Annotated in this window: 15 protein-coding genes; 13 read left to right on the top strand and 2 right to left on the bottom strand. The window is 57.1% G+C overall.

Annotation, left to right across the window (positions count from 1 at the left end; translation table 11 throughout):
* Window positions 1–33 precede the first annotated feature (33 nt).
* The 6 genes from CWC48_RS29325 to CWC48_RS29300 all read left to right on the top strand — a co-directional run bounded on the left by CWC48_RS29325 (window position 34) and on the right by CWC48_RS29300 (window position 6,958).
* Window positions 34–924, top strand: coding sequence for a LysR substrate-binding domain-containing protein (locus tag CWC48_RS29325; RefSeq protein ID WP_100491049.1), 891 nt, complete (start codon window positions 34–36; stop codon window positions 922–924).
* Between the two features lie 457 nt (window positions 925–1,381).
* Entirely contained in the window at window positions 1,382–3,622 is a 2,241-nt protein-coding gene (locus tag CWC48_RS29320) for a bifunctional diguanylate cyclase/phosphodiesterase (protein ID WP_100491048.1), read from the top strand.
* 512 nt (window positions 3,623–4,134) lie between these two features.
* Window positions 4,135–4,677: a redoxin domain-containing protein gene (locus CWC48_RS29315; protein ID WP_078047885.1), complete on the top strand. Its 543-nt coding sequence runs from the start codon at window positions 4,135–4,137 to the stop codon at window positions 4,675–4,677.
* An 11-nt stretch (window positions 4,678–4,688) separates the two neighbouring features.
* Window positions 4,689–5,228, top strand: coding sequence for a DsbA family protein (locus tag CWC48_RS29310; protein ID WP_078047886.1), 540 nt, complete (start codon window positions 4,689–4,691; stop codon window positions 5,226–5,228).
* 98 nt (window positions 5,229–5,326) lie between these two features.
* A complete protein-coding gene (locus CWC48_RS29305) occupies window positions 5,327–6,427 on the top strand; it encodes a low temperature requirement protein A (RefSeq protein WP_100491047.1) in 1,101 nt (366 codons plus the stop codon).
* A gap of 228 nt (window positions 6,428–6,655) precedes the next feature.
* A complete protein-coding gene (locus CWC48_RS29300; RefSeq protein WP_078047888.1) occupies window positions 6,656–6,958 on the top strand; it encodes a putative quinol monooxygenase in 303 nt (100 codons plus the stop codon).
* 415 nt (window positions 6,959–7,373) lie between these two features.
* Here CWC48_RS29300 and CWC48_RS29295 read toward each other — a convergent pair whose 3' ends face one another.
* Window positions 7,374–8,357 (bottom strand): LLM class oxidoreductase, encoded by a 984-nt coding sequence (locus CWC48_RS29295; protein WP_078047889.1) that lies wholly within the window; start codon window positions 8,355–8,357, stop codon window positions 7,374–7,376.
* A gap of 517 nt (window positions 8,358–8,874) precedes the next feature.
* On the bottom strand, window positions 8,875–9,111 hold the full coding sequence (locus tag CWC48_RS29290; protein ID WP_078047890.1) for a DUF6555 family protein: 237 nt from the start codon (window positions 9,109–9,111) through the stop codon (window positions 8,875–8,877).
* Window positions 9,112–9,231: 120 nt separating this feature from the next.
* Here CWC48_RS29290 and CWC48_RS29285 point away from each other — a divergent pair, with 120 nt between their 5' ends.
* The 7 genes from CWC48_RS29285 (at window position 9,232) to CWC48_RS29255 (ending at window position 16,600) form a co-directional block, all read left to right on the top strand.
* A complete protein-coding gene (locus tag CWC48_RS29285; protein WP_100491046.1) occupies window positions 9,232–10,059 on the top strand; it encodes an arylamine N-acetyltransferase in 828 nt (275 codons plus the stop codon).
* 133 nt (window positions 10,060–10,192) lie between these two features.
* Window positions 10,193–10,945, top strand: coding sequence for an outer membrane beta-barrel protein (locus CWC48_RS29280; protein ID WP_100491045.1), 753 nt, complete (start codon window positions 10,193–10,195; stop codon window positions 10,943–10,945).
* A gap of 145 nt (window positions 10,946–11,090) precedes the next feature.
* Window positions 11,091–11,447: a cytochrome c5 family protein gene (locus CWC48_RS29275; protein WP_100491044.1), complete on the top strand. Its 357-nt coding sequence runs from the start codon at window positions 11,091–11,093 to the stop codon at window positions 11,445–11,447.
* 73 nt (window positions 11,448–11,520) lie between these two features.
* Window positions 11,521–12,852 (top strand): D-arabinono-1,4-lactone oxidase, encoded by a 1,332-nt coding sequence (locus CWC48_RS29270; RefSeq protein ID WP_177409516.1) that lies wholly within the window; start codon window positions 11,521–11,523, stop codon window positions 12,850–12,852.
* A gap of 56 nt (window positions 12,853–12,908) precedes the next feature.
* Complete coding sequence (locus tag CWC48_RS29265) at window positions 12,909–14,117, top strand: DSD1 family PLP-dependent enzyme (RefSeq protein WP_177409515.1); 1,209 nt, start codon at window positions 12,909–12,911, stop codon at window positions 14,115–14,117.
* Between the two features lie 246 nt (window positions 14,118–14,363).
* Window positions 14,364–14,957: a transposase gene (locus tag CWC48_RS29260; protein WP_100491041.1), complete on the top strand. Its 594-nt coding sequence runs from the start codon at window positions 14,364–14,366 to the stop codon at window positions 14,955–14,957.
* Window positions 14,958–15,016: 59 nt separating this feature from the next.
* Window positions 15,017–16,600 carry a ShlB/FhaC/HecB family hemolysin secretion/activation protein gene (locus tag CWC48_RS29255; RefSeq protein WP_100491040.1) on the top strand — a complete coding sequence of 528 codons (1,584 nt, stop codon included), beginning with the start codon at window positions 15,017–15,019 and terminating at the stop codon, window positions 16,598–16,600.
* Window positions 16,601–16,611 lie beyond the last annotated feature (11 nt).

The following is a 16,611-nucleotide window of genomic DNA, read 5'->3' as shown; positions in this document are numbered from 1 at the left end:
TGTTTTATCTCTATAAGAGAGAATTACTAATCTATGCGATCTGACACTCCGCTCAAGGCCATTGCCTGCTTTGACGCTGTTATGCAAACGGGTAGCGCAGCGCTGGCTGCTCAGCAACTGTTTGTCACACCGGGTGCCGTGAGCCAGCAGATTCGTAAACTTGAGGATTGGCTGGGCGTTCCTTTGTTCGCACGCATCGTGCGCAAATTGCAACCAACCGAATATGCGACGCTCTATTGGGAACAGATAAAGCCTGCGCTGCAGCAAATTGACCAAGCCAATGCAACGCTACAGCGTCGTGTCGAATCGCAGGTGCGTTTGAGCATGCCGCCAGCGTTCGCCAACACTTGGTTCGCAAGACGCATGCCCTTGCTGATGGGTCGATATCCTGGCCTGAGCCTTCATCTCAGCGCTTCAGCAGACAACGTGGATTTCAGTTCCCACACATACGATCTGGCCGTCCGATACTTCGACGGCCAAGATAGTAATTTGAATGTTCTGTTGCTGCTGCCTGACGAAGTGAGCGTGTATTGCAGCCCCGCTTATCGGGATTGGCTCCAAGCGGTAAATGTGGAGGATATGACGCGGGCGACTCTGCTAATAACGACCTCGCACGCAAATTGGTCGCGATGGCTCGCACAGGTGGGCCTTTCCTTCGATGGCATGACAAGCCATCTACGTTTCGACCAGTCGGAAACGGCCATTGATGCGGCTAGACGAAGTCAGGGTTTGGTGCTGACCAGTCCATGGCTTGTCGAGGAAGATTTGAATAAAAACAACCTAGTCCAGTTATTTCCACACAAACTGCGTACTGGAAAGGGATATTACCTGGTCACAAGTAAAGATCGGCCTCTCACTGCGGCTGCACGGCAATTCCGGGATTGGTTGACCGCCGCTGCTCATTGCAGTGGTGACGAAGGGTAATCGAAGCCCGCTTTCGGCCGAAAAGGTTGCACACGAAAGTCCGCTTCTGGCCGATAGCTGCCGTCCACAAATGACTGCTTTCGGCCATAGGGAGTATGACGGGACTCCAGTAGAGCGGTCCGTAGGGCGCGGACGAAATCGCTAGGGTGCGGCGTCGTCTTGGCATCGCCCACGCCGTAGCCACGGGTGAACAATCAGGCTTGAAAATCGCAGCGTTCGATGTGGCCACCTGCGGTGTCGTGAACGTCCGTAAAAGGGCGGATTTCCAAAAGTCGAGACAGCGAAGTCAGCCAGACGGCAACAATGTGATCCTGCTTTTTTTGTTAGATCTGAGTCTGTTTTTAACGGGGCGACGCTCTATAGAGTGTATATCCGACGCACAAGTGGACAGTGATCGGCCCGCTACTGTTTCTGGCTCTCTGAAGACCGGACGAATCGAGAGTCTTCAGGAATCACCATGAATACTCGTCCAAGCTTTCAGAGCAAGACCTTCCCCCAATCGCAACGTGACATTCTCGGCATGATTGCGACCGATCAGCATCTGGGCGATGTACTCTGCGCCATCTGCCAGATGCTCGACACACAGACTCCCGAAACCTACTGCTCTATCTTGCTGGCGGATGCCGAGGGCAAACACTTGCTTAACGGCGCGGCACCCGGCCTGCCGACCGAGTACAGCGAGGCGATAGATGGCATGGCCATTGGTCCGCAGGAAGGGACCTGCGGCACCGCGGCGTTCCGGCGCGAGCTTGTGGTCACTGAAGACATCGCCCGGGACCCGAACTGGGACCGTTTCCGCAGCTTGGCGCTGGGGCATAACCTGCATTCCTGCTGGTCTGTCCCCTTGCTCTCCCATCAAGGAACGGTGTTGGGGACATTTGCCATGTACCAAAAGAGCATCCATGCGCCGGACGAGGCGCAGATTCAACAACTGGTTTTTGCCGCGCAACTGGCCGTCATTGCGATCCGTCATGAGCGTGACGGTCGGCGATTGGAGGAGAGCGAACAACGTTTTCGTTCATTGTTCACCTATAACCCCAACCCGGTGTTCGCCCTCGATCTGGCCGGCAACATCCAGAGCGTCAATCCTGCAGGCCTGAAGCTGAAACCGCACACGGCCGTCAATTTCATTGGTCATCACTTTTCCCATCTGGTTCTCGATGAGGATCTGCAACGGGTCAGTCAGCATTTTTGCGCAGCCCGTGCCGGAGCGCCTCAGCGCTTCGAGGCACAGCTTCGCGACGAAAGTGAGCAACTGTTGACCATGGATATCTCCAACCTGCCCATCATGGTCAACGGAGAAATCGTCGGAGTATTCGGCATTGCCCGGGATATCAGCGCGCAGAAACATTTCGAACGCGAATTGAGCTTCAACGCCAGCCATGACCGGCTTACCGGTTTGCTTAACCGTGTTTCGCTTGAAGAGCGACTGGTTCTGGATTGCCACATCAGTCGTCGGCGTAATCGGCGGCTCGCGGTGATGTGCATTGATCTGGATGGATTCAAATCCATCAACGATTCGATCGGGCATTTCTTTGGCGATCAGGTGCTGATCGAAGTGGCGCAACGTATGACCCAGCAAGTTCGTCCCGGTGACACCATCGTGCGCATGGGCGGTGACGAATTCATTGTGCTCCTGCCTGACCTGCTGCGTGACGAGGACGTTGTACCCGTAGCCGAGCGCCTGATGGCGAGCATTGCCAGACCCTACTGCATCCAGGGTATTGACCTGCATGTGAGTGCAAGCGTCGGCATCACCCTGAGCGATGGTTACATCGAGCAGCCGATGCAACTGATTCAGCAGGCGGACATGGCCATGTACAAAGCCAAGCAGGAAGGGCGCAACAACTTTCAGTGGTACACCAGCGACCTCAATCAACGTTTTTGCGAGCACGCGAGCCTGCGCAATGACTTGCAAAAGGCTATCGAAACTCAATCCTTCCAGCTGCATTATCAACCGCAGATAGACGCACGCACGGGGCAGGTGGTCGGGATCGAAGCCTTGCTGCGCTGGGAGCATCCGGAAAAGGGATTTATCTCACCAGCGGTGTTTGTAACAGTGGCTGAAGACAGTGGTCAGATCATCCCGCTGAGCCTTTGGGTACTCGATACGGCCTGCGCGCAGTTGCGTCAACTGGGCGAGCAGGGCATCACAGGCATCTCGATGGCCGTTAATATTTCGCCGATTCATTTCCAGCGTGGACAATTCGTCGAGTGTATCCAGGCAGTGCTGAACAGGTACGAACTTAGCGCCGGGCAGTTGGAACTGGAGATTACCGAGTCGCTCTTGTTGCATAACGTTGAACAAGCCATCGACACTTTGCACCAGCTCAAGGCTTTAGGTGTACGCATTGCGCTGGATGATTTCGGCACGGGCTACTCCAGCCTCAGCTACCTCAAGCGTTTACCCATCGACAAGATCAAGGTTGACCGTTCTTTCATCCGGGATATCGCTACCGACCATCACGATGCAGCGATCACCCAAGGCATTATTTCCATGGCCCATCATCTCAGCCTGTCGGTGGTCGCCGAAGGTGTGGAAACCAAGTCTCAAATCGATTTCCTGAAGGGCAGTCGCTGCGATATTTTTCAGGGGTACTACTTTGCCAAACCGATGCCCTGTGTAGACCTCGAAGCCTTCCTTAGCCTACGCGCATCCCGGTCCCTGAAGCCCGGTCTTGTTTGTCCGCAGGTTTGAACAGGGGAATTCGCAGATTCAAACGCGTCCGGTTGTCCTGAACTACACTTCAGTTGCCACTTCTGTCCTGGAGCGTTCCTGGTGAGCGCTTCGGATCTCTTGCTGGGTGCAGAAGCGTTTGGGAAACTGAGCGCTTTAGACCCAAGCTCTGCTCAACACGCCTGGCCGTGGACGCATTAAGCGCGTGACTGTTGTTGGCACTGGAGGGTACAGAAAATTCGTTCAGTTACTACGGTAAGCGTCATCAACGACTATAGTCATTGGTGAGCCAGAGCGAATCCGACCATTCCCCTGCCAACCTGGCCTAATCCAATTCCGCGATTACACGGCGGATCTTCTTGTGTTCCTTGATGCGGAACGTAAACGTTTCGCTGCCGAAATTACTCAGGCTCAGGCTGAGATCGAGGCAGCGTTGTCTTTTTTTTCCCCTTGATGGTGGATGGAGTTATCCCGCCGGGCACGTCGTATCCCACTGAGCACGTCCCAACCACCCATCTATCAAGGTTCAAGCAATGAATACTTCAGAGTTAGATGATGCACAAAAAACCAATGGCGACCTGGTTCAGGGTCCGCTGCCGGCCGGCACTGTCGCGCCCGACTTCACTCTTCACGCAACCCCTGATCAACAGTTGTCGCTGCGTGAGCTAAAGGGAAATCCCGTGATACTGGCGTTTTATCCCGCTGACTGGACTTCGGTGTGTGGTGACCAACTGACCTTGTACAACCAGTTGTTACCCACCTTCAGAGAATATGGTGCGGTGCTATTGGGTATCTCGGTTGACAGCGCCTGGTGTCATCAGGCCTTTGCCAAAGATCGAAATTTCCACTTCAGCCTGCTGGCCGATTTCGAGCCCAAAGGGGCGGTGGCACGACAGTATGGAGCGTACGAGTCCCAGCTCGGAGTTTGTAAGAGGGCACTGTTCGTGATTGACAAGGAGGGGGTGGTCGCCTGGAGCTACGTCTCACCAATGGCAATCAACCCTGGGGCGGACGGCATTCTGGATGCGCTGGATGCTCTGGTGAATTCGCCACAAAGCACGCCAACCAAAAATTAACAGGTGATTACATGGCCACTCTCAAAGTCCCGGTAAGTGCCAACGACCATCGCCAGGGAAGTGCGCATGCCAAGGTCACCTTGGTGGAATTTGGCGACTATGAATGTCCCTATTGCGGTGAAGCTTATTGGATGGTCAAGAATCTGCAACAGCATTTTCGCGATGACTTGCTGTTTGTGTTCCGTAACTTCCCTCTGACCACCGCTCACCCCCATGCATTGGGTGCAGCGGTCACCGCTGAGTATGCCGGGAGTCGAGGATTCTTCTGGGAGGCCCACGACGAATTGTACGAAAATCAGGATCGATTGGGCCTGCCGCTGTATCGCGCCATCGTTCTCAAACACGGCCTTCCCAAGGAGGAATTCGATCTTGCAATGCAAGAGGATACTTACATTCCCAAAATACAAGCCGATTTCAATGGCGGTGTACGCAGCGGCGTGAATGGCACCCCAGCGTTTTACATTGACGGGCTTCGCTATGACGGAGTTCCAGAGTTCATCGGGATGAGTCAGATGATTGAACTTTTGTTAGTGCGTGGACGAAATCGCTAGAGAGCCAAATCGGCTTAACATCACCCACATCGGAGCCGAGGAAAAACCAACGTTAGCTTCCTTTTACATTAAAGAGGTGGACACGGAGCCGGCAACTAATGAAATCTTTGAAGTATTATGAAGAAAATCGACACGCCACATGGTTGGAGTTGTTTTTTGACCTGACTTTCGTTGTTACGATAGGCCAGGTTACGCACACTCTCGGACATGTTCATGACGGCCACTTTGAACATAAGCAATTATGGACATTCTTACTGCTTTTTGTACCGTTGTGGTGGATCTGGTCCAGTCACACGATTTACTCCAACAGGTTCGATACAGACAGTAATCTTCACCGTTTGGCAACATTATTCATAATGCTCCTGCTCATTGTGCTATCGGCCCGGATTGGGGAAGACCTGGAAGTGAACTACCCGCTTATTATTGCCTGCTATTTTGGTGTACGAGCGATCATCAGTGTTATGTACATTTCATCCATTAGTAAACTCGATTCTCGCGGCGAACTTTCCTCAAGGCTTGGTTTCGCCCTATTAGTTAGCGCAGTTATTAGTCTTTCATCCGTTATTTTTGACCCGCCCTTGCGTTATCTTGTTGCTTATATTGGGATTGTTCTTGATATTCTGTTTCCTGTGTTTTTCTGGACTAAACTAAAGCCGTTGCCAGCACACACGGAACATTTGGTTGAGCGCATAGGTCTACTCACCCTAATCTTATTGGGGGAGTCAATTATTAGCCTTTCCGGAGGCTTGTCTAACATTCAATGGGGTTATTATAATGTGATGGCGGCCATCACCGGATTTATCATGATTTGCAGTATCTGGTGGATCTATTTTGATAGTTTTTACTTATTGAACAAACATCAAAGCAGTATGAGTGGGCACGCCTTAATCTACTCGCACCTTTTTCTTTTTATGGGGCTGGCACTTCTGGCGAATTTGATTAGGCATGCGATCCTGAACGACATTGCGATACGCGATTTCCAGATTATGTCGATCACCGGCATGGCCTTGTTTTTCCTAGGTAAGCAATATGGCTATTTCATAGCCGTGAGTAGAATAAGGAAATACATACTACAAAACACGTTGATAGTGTTTTCTTTGGGCGGGTTAGTCGTGTTTTTACCCCGCGTCGAGTACATATTGGTCGGCCTGACGACAACCATGATCTCTTATGTTTTTCTAAATTTCAGATATCGTTGAATCATTATTATCAGACCAGAGGGTGGGACCAGGTGAGCAAGCGGCTGACTTGCGGTTATATGCTGCCCACTACGTCGTTCTCACTGCCCGTGCGCTACTCGCCGCTACCCTTGGTCTATTTGGGTTTGTAATCCTGGTATCGTCGACCATAGTTAAGAGTCTCGGATACCCCTCTTAGCTATCGCGATCTGATAGCGCCAGCCGCATCGTAACAACAGGAGCCACATCATGGTCAAAGTAGCGTTGTTCGTTCGCCTGGAAGCAAAACCCGGGAAAGAAAAGGATGTAGAAAGCTTTCTTTTGGGCGGCCTTCCGTTAGTGGAGGAGGAGCCAGCCACTACAGCCTGGTTTGGAATCCGCTTGGGGCCGTCCACCTTTGGCATCTTTGACGCATTCCCGGATGATGCGGGCCGGCAGGCTCATCTTTCGGGCAAGGTCGCGGCGGCGCTTATGGCAAACGCTGCCGAGCTGTTTGCCGAACCGCCATCAATCGAGAAGGTTGACGTCCTTGCAGCCAAGCTGCCCGGTTAAGCAAATCCAACAGGAAGTTCCATTCAGTTCGGGGAGGCTCACGATGTCTTGTATGAAAATCAGGATCGCCTGGGCCTGCTGCTGTCCCGGGCGGTGATCAATTAAAACACTTGTATTGAAGATAAATGTCATGGCTAAAGTGCCGTGTCCAGGATTCATGCCATGCTTGCGCGCTCGGTAGAAGTGAAAGGATACGCGCGCAAATCGTGTCCATGGACGGCGTGGAGGCCGCACAGAATCTGCAAGGCAATGTGCTCATCACGGGTTTAGGCTGGGTAGGGTAGATTGTTTGCCGGGCACCGGTCGCTCATGGCGCGAAGATCTCCATCATTGATATAGAACCGTAGGTCATCCGCGCCGTGACACCTAATGGTTTCGTCAAGTGAGCATTCGTCGGCGTAGCAGTGACCGATGTTCAATGAGCTGCCTGACGCGGCTGCACTCCGAACTGCGCAACGATGTGCGTACCCAATTCCTCAATAACTTCCACCGCAGGGCGCTTGCCGTATTTGAGATTGAGAATGACGTGGTCCACGCCGATTTCCTCAAGCGACTCCAGCAAAAATCGTAGATGGTAACGTCCAAGTCTGAACCCCAAATGGATACGTGTGGGTGGCGTTGACGGATTCTCATCGAGATCGATGTACAGCGACTGAGTAAAGGGCTTATACACAGAGCCACATTGTTTCGTGACCTCCAGTCGCCAATCTTCCACGACCAGCCGCTGCATGTTCGGAATGCGTGGATAGTTGATCCATCCGTTGCTCTCACGCGCGATCCAATCCAGTGACTGGCGACTGTTGCCGGTCACGAGCATTGGAATGAATTGGGTGGTAGGTTTCGGAATCAGGTCTGCGCCTTGCATTTCACCAGTGCTCCAGTGGATGGGCTCAAAACTGGTGCTGTGGGCGCGGCGAATCACTTCGTAGTGTTCTCGAAAGATCTCTCCACGCCTTTCGGGATCGACGCCAAACGCCGAAAACTCCACTGGCCGATCTCCCGAAGCAACCCCCAGAATCAAGCGACCAGTGCTCAACTGATCGACGCTGGCTGACGCCTTGGCCGTGTGCAGGGGATGGTGCAGCGGGATGGCGATGGAGGCGGTGCCAAGTGCAATCTCCGAGGTATGGGCGGCCATATAACCCAGGTAAACCCAGGGGTCGAAGACTTGGCCGACATCGCCGAAGCCAGGGTCGCGAAGCGGCACGTCGCGAAACCAGAGCGCGCAGAAGCCCAGCGCCTCGGCTTTTTTAGCCAGTGTGACCTGGTTGAGCATGCTCGGAGTGTCCCCGTCGAACGCCTCCATGGGAAAGAATAATCCAAGGCTCAAATGCCCCTGAGTGAAGGTTCGGCTGAACCCTCGATGCTGCTGGTAAGGAATCGTGCTCGGCCGATACATACGGATTGACCTCATGACAGAACGTGAACAGCGCCCCCGTTTCCAGAGGTGCTGCGGCATCGGTCGCTTTTGAACGGCAGGTGGGGGTACTGGGTCTGGCTTTTACCCGTTGCGCCGTACTGCTGGTTGTGTGGACCGGACTCAGGGGGCAGTTGCTGGCGATAGGCGCGGGTTGGTCCGGGTAGGTGTTAAGCGGACGGTCAAAGGAAGTCAGATCTCTCGGCTCTATACCACCAGATGGGCAAGGCGTTCGAGGAATCATTCTATAAGCGTAGGCGGTTTTGCAGCTCTCCGCCATATTCTTACAATCGAGCCGCTGACGGGCGAAAGTCGCGTATCGAAGGCAGTTATCGGTCGTTTCCTGCCATTCCAGAACGGCCGCTATTGGCCGGAAGCAGTCCTTCGTGGATGGCGGCTTCCAGCCAATGCCCCAAACCCCCAGCCCTCGACCTACGTAAGCCCAAAAAAAGGCAAGTCACTCGCAAAAGCCCCGCCTGACACGGCGGGGCTTTTCCCTTCACTTCGGCGCAACCCAAGTCACGTCCGTAATCCCATACTTCTCCGCCCAAGGCCGCGTCGTTTTCTTCACCTGTTCATGGCCCACGCGCCCCACGCGACTCACGTGCGCGATGTCGGCATCGACCGCCGCCCAGTGCCAGGCTTCGGCGTTGTTCATCACTTCGGCACGCACCACAAAGGACTTCGGTTTGCCATGCAGCTGGTAGTGGATGGTGTAGATTTTTGCGGTACTCATGTTGCCTCCCTGTGTTGTTATAGATGGATACGGGAGTGTTCAAAAAGGTTCATTCAAAATGACAATCTGCGTGCTGGCGCGGCATAGTGTCGCCATCCCCTCGCGCCCAAGGATTGCGCCATGTCTTTGCTGACCCATAGCCGCCTCTATTTGCAACGCCTGGGCTATGACACGCCGCCCGCGCCGACCCTGCAAACCCTGCAGGCGCTGCAGTTGCGCCATGTGTGCACCTTTGCCTTCGAAAGCCTGTCGACCTTGATGCGCGTGCCGGTGCCTATCGACTTGCCCAGCGTCGAGCAAAAGGTGCTGTTGGACGGCCGGGGCGGTTATTGCTATGAGTTGAACCAGATGTTTTTGGCGCTGTTGCAGGCGCTCGGCTTCGATGCGCGCGGCATTACCGGGCGGGTGGTGATGGGTGGGCCGCCGGATGCGCACACGGCGCGTACCCATCGCTTGAGCCTGGTGACCCTGGACGGGGTGCGCTATATCAGTGATGTCGGTTTTGGCGGCATGGTACCCAGCAGCCCATTGCAGCTGGACACCGAAGCAGTGCAGGCCACGGCGCATGAGCCTTATCGCCTGACCTTCGACGGGCAGGGCAATTACACGCTGTGGGCACAGGTGGGGGAGGAGTGGCGTGGGTTGTATGTGTTCGACCTGCAAGCGCAGGCGGCCATCGACTATGAGATCGGCAACTGGTACGTCTCCACGCACCCGGATTCGCCCTTCGTGGGCCAGCTGAAGGTCGCACGCTTGGCGCCGGGCAAGCGCCATACCTTGAACAACGCCAACTACGCCGTGCATTTCCTGGATCGGCCGAGTGAAAAACACACCCTCGGCAGTGCCGATGAACTGTTGGAGTTGCTGACCGAGACCTTTGGCATTCGGGTACCTGTCGACACGACGCTGCGCCAAACGCTTGATGGCCTTGTAATGGCTAATTCATGAGAATATTGATCTAGAGCCTTCGCTGAACCGTTTTACCTTCAAATCGGTGCAAATTAATTCGAACCTTTCGCGCGAGCAGGGGTTCGAAGCGGTTCCTGAATAATTTGCTCACCAGACAAGGAGATGTAAAACGATGTCCAAGCTATTCGGAAAATTCCTCAAGGGTACCTCGCTGCTGGCGCTGGTCGCTGCGCCTGCCGCGGTGTTCGCCGCACCGTCCACTGACCCGATTTCTACCTTCGGGATCCTGGGCAGCTACAACGATTTCAAATTTGAAGGCGGCAGCGAGAGCGACAAGAGCCACATGCCCGAAGCCGGCCTGTTCTACAACTTCGGCAACAAGCTCACTGCCGAATCCGGCTTTATCTACCAAGCCGGTATCGAAGCCAAGTACGGCGAAAAGAGCGACAACAAACTCAAGGAAGGCCAGGCCGATCTGGACCTCGGCTGGCGTGCCGCGCTGGATGCGCGCAATTTTGTCGACGTGATCGTGGGCGGTGGCTACAGCTGGACGCGCTACGAGCCGGAGATCAATGACCTCGACGTGAAGCTCACCAACAAGTCGCCGTTCGCCAAGGCGGCCCTGGGCTACAACCACCAGTTCGATGATATGACCCTGCGTGTCGAAGCCGGCGCCCGTCGTACCATCGATGGCCGCACCAAGCTCAAGGTCGATGACTTTGGCAGCGACACCGTGGACCTCAAGGACCGCACCAACCCCTACGCTGAAGTCAGCCTGCTGATGAACCAGAAGGGTGACCTGCCGGTCGTCGCGGGCCTGTACTACACCCGCACCGAGTACAAGCTTGACGGTGACTCCGACGTGGCCGACAACACCAAGCTCAAGCGTGACGAGTACGGGTTCAAGGTCGGTATCGCCTTCTAAGCCCCTCTCCAGGACGTGGGCGGCCAACGCCCACGTTCAACTGTCCGCAACAGCCCCCCTTTGTGTCCGCCAAAACCCTCAACGCCGCCGTGCCGCTGCCTTAGTGTGGAAACCGCTTTCCACATCATAAGAAGAGAGGGTGGCCATGCCCCGCATCGCCTTGCTGTTGGTTGTATTCGGCCTGCTCACGGCCTGTGATGACAAACCCCGCCCCCCGCCCGAACGCGCCACTGCGGCGACTGCCATGCCCGCCGACCCGGCGCTGGCCCAGGTCTATGACAGCAGTTGCAAGCTGTGCCACGCCAACCCGGCGTCCGGCGCGCCGCTGACCGGTGACCGCGCGGCGTGGAGCCCGCGTATCGCCCAAGGCGTCGACACGCTGCTGGACCACAGCATCAACGGCTACAACGGCATGCCGCCGATGGGCCTGTGCATGCAGTGTTCCGAGGCACAGTTTGTGGCGCTGATCGGCTTTATGGCCGGTGTCCAAATCCAACAATAAGACGGGGTGGTGAATGGCGCTTTCACGGCGGCAACTCTTGCAGCGCGCCGGCATGGCCGGGGCTTTCATGGCGCTGGCCAGCAACCCGGTGCTGGCCCAATTGGCGCGGGCACCTCGCCTGATTCCGTGGCGCAACTGGTCGGGGGCGCAGACCTGTTTGCCATTGGCACGCCTGGCGCCGAAAGACCTGGACGAACTGGTGCAGGTGATTCGCCAGGCGCCGGGGCAGGTGCGGCCGGTCGGTTCGGCGCATTCCTTCAGCGCCCTGGTGCCGACTGACGGCACCTTGCTGTCACTGAGCTACTTCAATGGGCTGCTCGATCACGACCCGGCAACCTTGCAGGCCACCTTCGCCGCCGGCACGCCGATGTCGCGCATGGGCCCGGCGCTCAAGGCGGTGGGCCAAGCGCTGCCGAACATGGCGGATATCGATTACCAGACCCTGGCCGGGGCGATTTCCACCTCGACCCACGGCACCGGCGTGGGCTTCACCTCGTATTCCGGTTGCGTCACCGGGCTGCAACTGGTGACCGCCCAGGGTGACGTGCTGGACTGCGATGCCCAGCGCCATCCGGAGGTGTTCAGCGCCGCCCGCGTGTCCCTCGGCGCGCTGGGCGTAGCCACCCGCATTCGCTCGCAGAACCGCACGCCCTATCGCCTGCGCGAACGCCAGTGGATCGCCAAGACCGAAGAGCTGCTGGAAGACGTGGATAAAAACACGCGGGAGAACCAGCACTGGGAAATGCTGGTGGTCACCCACTCCGACTACGCGCTGTCGATTGCCCTCAATGAAACCAACGATCCAGCAACACCCCCCATCGACCCGGCGGAGGCGGGCGGCAATGCGTTCGTGACGATCATCGAGAAGCTCGACAAATATGCCAGCGACTTCCCCGGCACACGTCGCACCTTGCTCAACAGCTTGCGCTTTTTTGCCAGCTTCGAGGACCGCGTGGCCGAGTCCTTCGAGGTGTACGCCAACGTGCGCAATGTGCGTTTCAACGAGATGGAATATTCGGTGCCTGCCGAGCATGGGCCGGCGTGCCTGCGCGAGATCCTCAAGCTGATCAACGACAAGGACCTGCGCACCTGGTTTCCCATCGAGTACCGCTACGTCAAGGCCGATGACATTCCCCTGAGCATGTTCGAAGGCCGCGACAGTTGCTCGATCTCCGTGCACCAGCACTACGCCATGGACCATCACAACTTTTTCGCCGCCGTGGAGCCGATCTTCTGGAAATACGCCGGCCGCCCGCACTGGGGCAAATTGCACACCCTCAACGCGCGCGCCCTGCAGCCGCTGTACCCGCGCTGGGACGAGTTCACCCGCGTGCGCCGTGAGTTGGACCCGAGCGGCAAATTCCTCAACGCGCACCTGTCATCCATCCTGGGAGTGGCCCGATGAACCGTCGACATTTTGTACTCGGCACAGGCGCCTTGCTGGCCGCCGGCGCCTGGTGGCTGCGCCCGAGTGACCGGGGCAGCCCCTACAACGATTACTTCCGCACCCTCAACGCCGAACTCAAGACCCATGGGCCGATGCGCCCGGTGATGCTGATCGACCTGGATCGGCTGGATCACAACATCGATGTGGTCATGCAGTCGGTCAAGCGTGGCGGCAAACACCTGCGCCTGGTGGAGAAATCCCTGCCATCGCCAGGGCTGCTGGCCTACATCGCCAAGCGTGCGGGCACGCAGCGGCTGATGTCGTTTCACCAGCCGTTCCTGAACCATGATGCCCAGGTGTTCCCTGAGGCGGATATTTTGATGGGCAAGCCGCTGCCGGTGCGTTCGGCCGAGCTGTTTTATCAGACCCACAAGGGGCCGTTCGACCCGTCGCGGCAATTGCAGTGGTTGTTGGACACGCCCGAGCGCTTGCAGCACTACCTGGCGTTGGCCCAAGGCTTGGGCGTGCGGTTGCGCGTCAACATCGAGCTGGATGTGGGGCTGCATCGAGGCGGTGTCAGTGATAACGCGGTGCTTGGGCAGATGCTCACGCTGATCAGCGCCAACCCTCGGCATTTGGTGTTTGCGGGGTTCATGGGCTATGACCCGTTCGTGGGGATGGGCGTGCCGGGCATTCTGGGTTCGCCCCAAACGTTGTTCGAGCAGGTGATGCGGCGCTACACCGGCTATGTGGATTTTACTCGGCAGCACGTTGCTGGGGGGTGGGGGGAGGGGCTTACGTTGAATACGGCGGGGAGCCCGAGTTATCGGATTCATGAGCAGGAGCGGCTGAGCACGGAGGTGTCGGTGGGGACCGCGTTGCTCAAGCCCACCCATTATGATTTGCCTTCCTTGAGCGAGCATGTGCCAGCGGTGTTTATCGCCACGCCAGTGTTGAAAAGCACGGGGGCGGTGGATATTCCGGCGTTGGATGGCAAGTCGCGGGTGTTTTCGTGGTGGGATCCGAACCAGCGGGGGACTTACTTTATTTATGGAGGGAATTGGTTGGCGGAGTTCGAGTCGCCGGGTGGGTTAAAGAGCAATGAGTTGTATGGGCGTAGTTCTAATCAGGAGATGGTCAATGGGTCGCCGGCTGTGGGGTTGAACGTGGATGACCAGGTGTTTTTACGGCCGACGCAGAGTGAGTTTGTGTTGTTGCAGTTTGGGGATTTGCTGGGGGTACGGGGGGGTAAGGTTGTTGAAGTTTGGCCGGTTTATTCGTGACGATTGGCGGATATCCGTTGCTGCGGTAATGGCTGGTAAGGGCGGAAGCCATAGCAGCCATCACCCGAATAACGGCTATACACCCCACCAGAAATTGCCCCCCACCCAATCCAAAATGAAGCTTTCATGACAAAAGTTCGGTAGCCCTTGGCCATTCCCGTCTCTCCTGTGTAACGCGCTTGAGCCCACCAGAAAGGTGGGCTTTTCAGCCGCAAGCAGGATGCCAGGAGTGGGGCGATGGGAACTATGGAACGTTACTCGAAAGTCGGCATGCAGGAGCTCGACCAACGCCTGTCGAAGATCGTCGAAGCCGCGCGCAAGAAGCCGGTGTCGGTCTATCGCTACGGCGCACCCTGGGTCTGGATCGTCTCCCAGGACGACTGGCAGGGCACCCGCAAGGAAGTCTCCAGCTACATCCCTGCCAGCCATTCCCTGGTATTGCTGCGCCCGCAGATCGACGAAGTCCTCGACCAGCACCGTGACTGGCTCACCGCCGAACCCGCGATGTCGATCGCCCCACAGACCGTGCTGCAGATCCTGCTGCTGCAACTCCTGTATTCGGTACCCAGCGAGCAGCAACTGCATGAACAGCTCAACTACAACCTGCTGTTCCGCTGGTTCGTCGGCCTGGACCTCAACCAGAAGGTCTGGAGCATCCATGCATTGACCCGCGACATCGCCACGCTGCTCAACAACCCGCGTGCGGTGCAACTCATCCAGAAAATCATCGGTGACGTGTTTTGTGGCGCCTTGCTGCACATGCCGGAGTTCTCGCTGAACTTCGCCCTGTTGCACACCTGGCTGGCACGCCACGGCAGCACGTCGATCACCAGCAATTGAGCCAGCCGCACGCCGGGCAATCGGCGGCGGCGCAAAAAATCAGACAGTCAGGGGGCGGTGTGGAGCATCTGTTCAAATTAACGCTGGCGCTGTGTTGCGTGACGCTGGGGAGCCTGGCGCAACCGGTGTTGGCCGAGGAAGACGCGGCGGCGCGCAAGGTCGATGTCAACGAGTACTTCGTGCGCGGCAACACCGTGCTCGATGCGGCTACGATCGAGGAAGCGGTGTATCCGTTCCTGGGGCCGCAAAAGACCCTGGGCGATATCGAAGGCGCCCGCGATGCGCTGCAGAAGATCTACCAGTCGCGCGGCTACCAGTCGGTGTTTGTCGAGTTGCCGGAGCAGAAGGTCGATGACGGTATCGTCTACCTGCAGGTCAGCGAAACCAAGGTCGGCCGCGTGCGCGTGGTCGGTGCCAAGCACTATTCGCCAGTGGAAATCCGCGAGCAGGTGCCGGCCCTGGAGGAGGGCGCGGTGCCGGACTTTGCCACGGTGCAGACCCAATTGGCCGGCCTCAACCGGGGGGCAGGGCGCCAGGTCACGCCGCTGGTTCGCGAGGGTCAACGCCCGGGCACCATGGATGTGGACCTGCAGGTGGAAGACCAGAACCCCTGGCACGCCAGCCTTGGCCTGAACAACGACTACAGCGCCGACACCGAAAAGCTGCGCTCGGTGGCGACCCTGGGCTATGACAACCTCTGGCAACTGGGCCACAGCATTTCCCTGACCTTTTTCACCGCGCCCCAGGACACCGAGAATGCCAAGGTCTGGTCCGGTTCCTACACGGCGCCGCTGAACGAGCGTTGGACCTTGCAGTTCTCGGGTTACCAGTCCGACAGCAACATCGCCACCATCGGCGGCAGCAATGTGTTGGGCAAGGGCCATTCCTACGGGGTGTCGGCCATCTACAACCTGCCGGCGGCGGGCAACTGGGCCAACTCATTCTCGTTCGGCGTCGACTTCAAGGACTTCGACGAGCAGATGAAATTCGGCGCCAGCAGCGATCAGGTGCCGCTCAAATACGCGCCGTTCACCTTGGGCTACAACGGCTTTCGCTACACCGAACAGTCGCAATTGGGCCTGGGCCTGAACCTGGTGGTGGGCACCCGCGCGTTCTTCGGCTACGGCAGCGACGCCGAGGAATTCGAGTACAAGCGCTACAAGGCCAGCGCCAGTTTTGCCGTGCTCAAGGGCGACCTGAATTACACCTATACCTTCGCCAACGATTGGCAGTCGGCGACCAAGGGCGGTTTCCAGCTCGCCTCTGGCCCCCTGGTTTCCAACGAGCAGTATTCCGCCGGTGGCGCCACGTCGGTGCGCGGTTACCTGGCAGCCGAGCGCACCGGGGACGAGGGGTATTTGCTCTCCCAGGAATTGCGCACACCGTCCCTGGCCAAGTTCCTTGGCAGCTATGTGCAGGAGTGGCGTTTCTATGCGTTCGCCGAAGGCGCGCGCATGCGCCTGCACGATCCGCTGCCCGAGCAAGAAGACGAATACAGCCTGGCCAGTGTTGGCCTGGGCACCCGCGCCAGTTTGAGCAAATGGTTGTCCGGCAGCCTGGATTGGGGCTACCCGCTGCTCGATGGACCGAACACCCAGAAACAGGACTCGCGGCTGCACTTCAGTGTGCAGGCGACTTTCTGACTTTTTCTTCC

Source organism: Pseudomonas sp. S10E 269 (assembly GCF_002798465.1).
In the GTDB taxonomy this organism is placed as follows: Bacteria; Pseudomonadota; Gammaproteobacteria; order Pseudomonadales; family Pseudomonadaceae; genus Aquipseudomonas; species Aquipseudomonas pergaminensis.
Note: the sequence above shows the minus strand (reverse complement) of the source record. Positions and strands in the feature narration are given on the sequence as shown.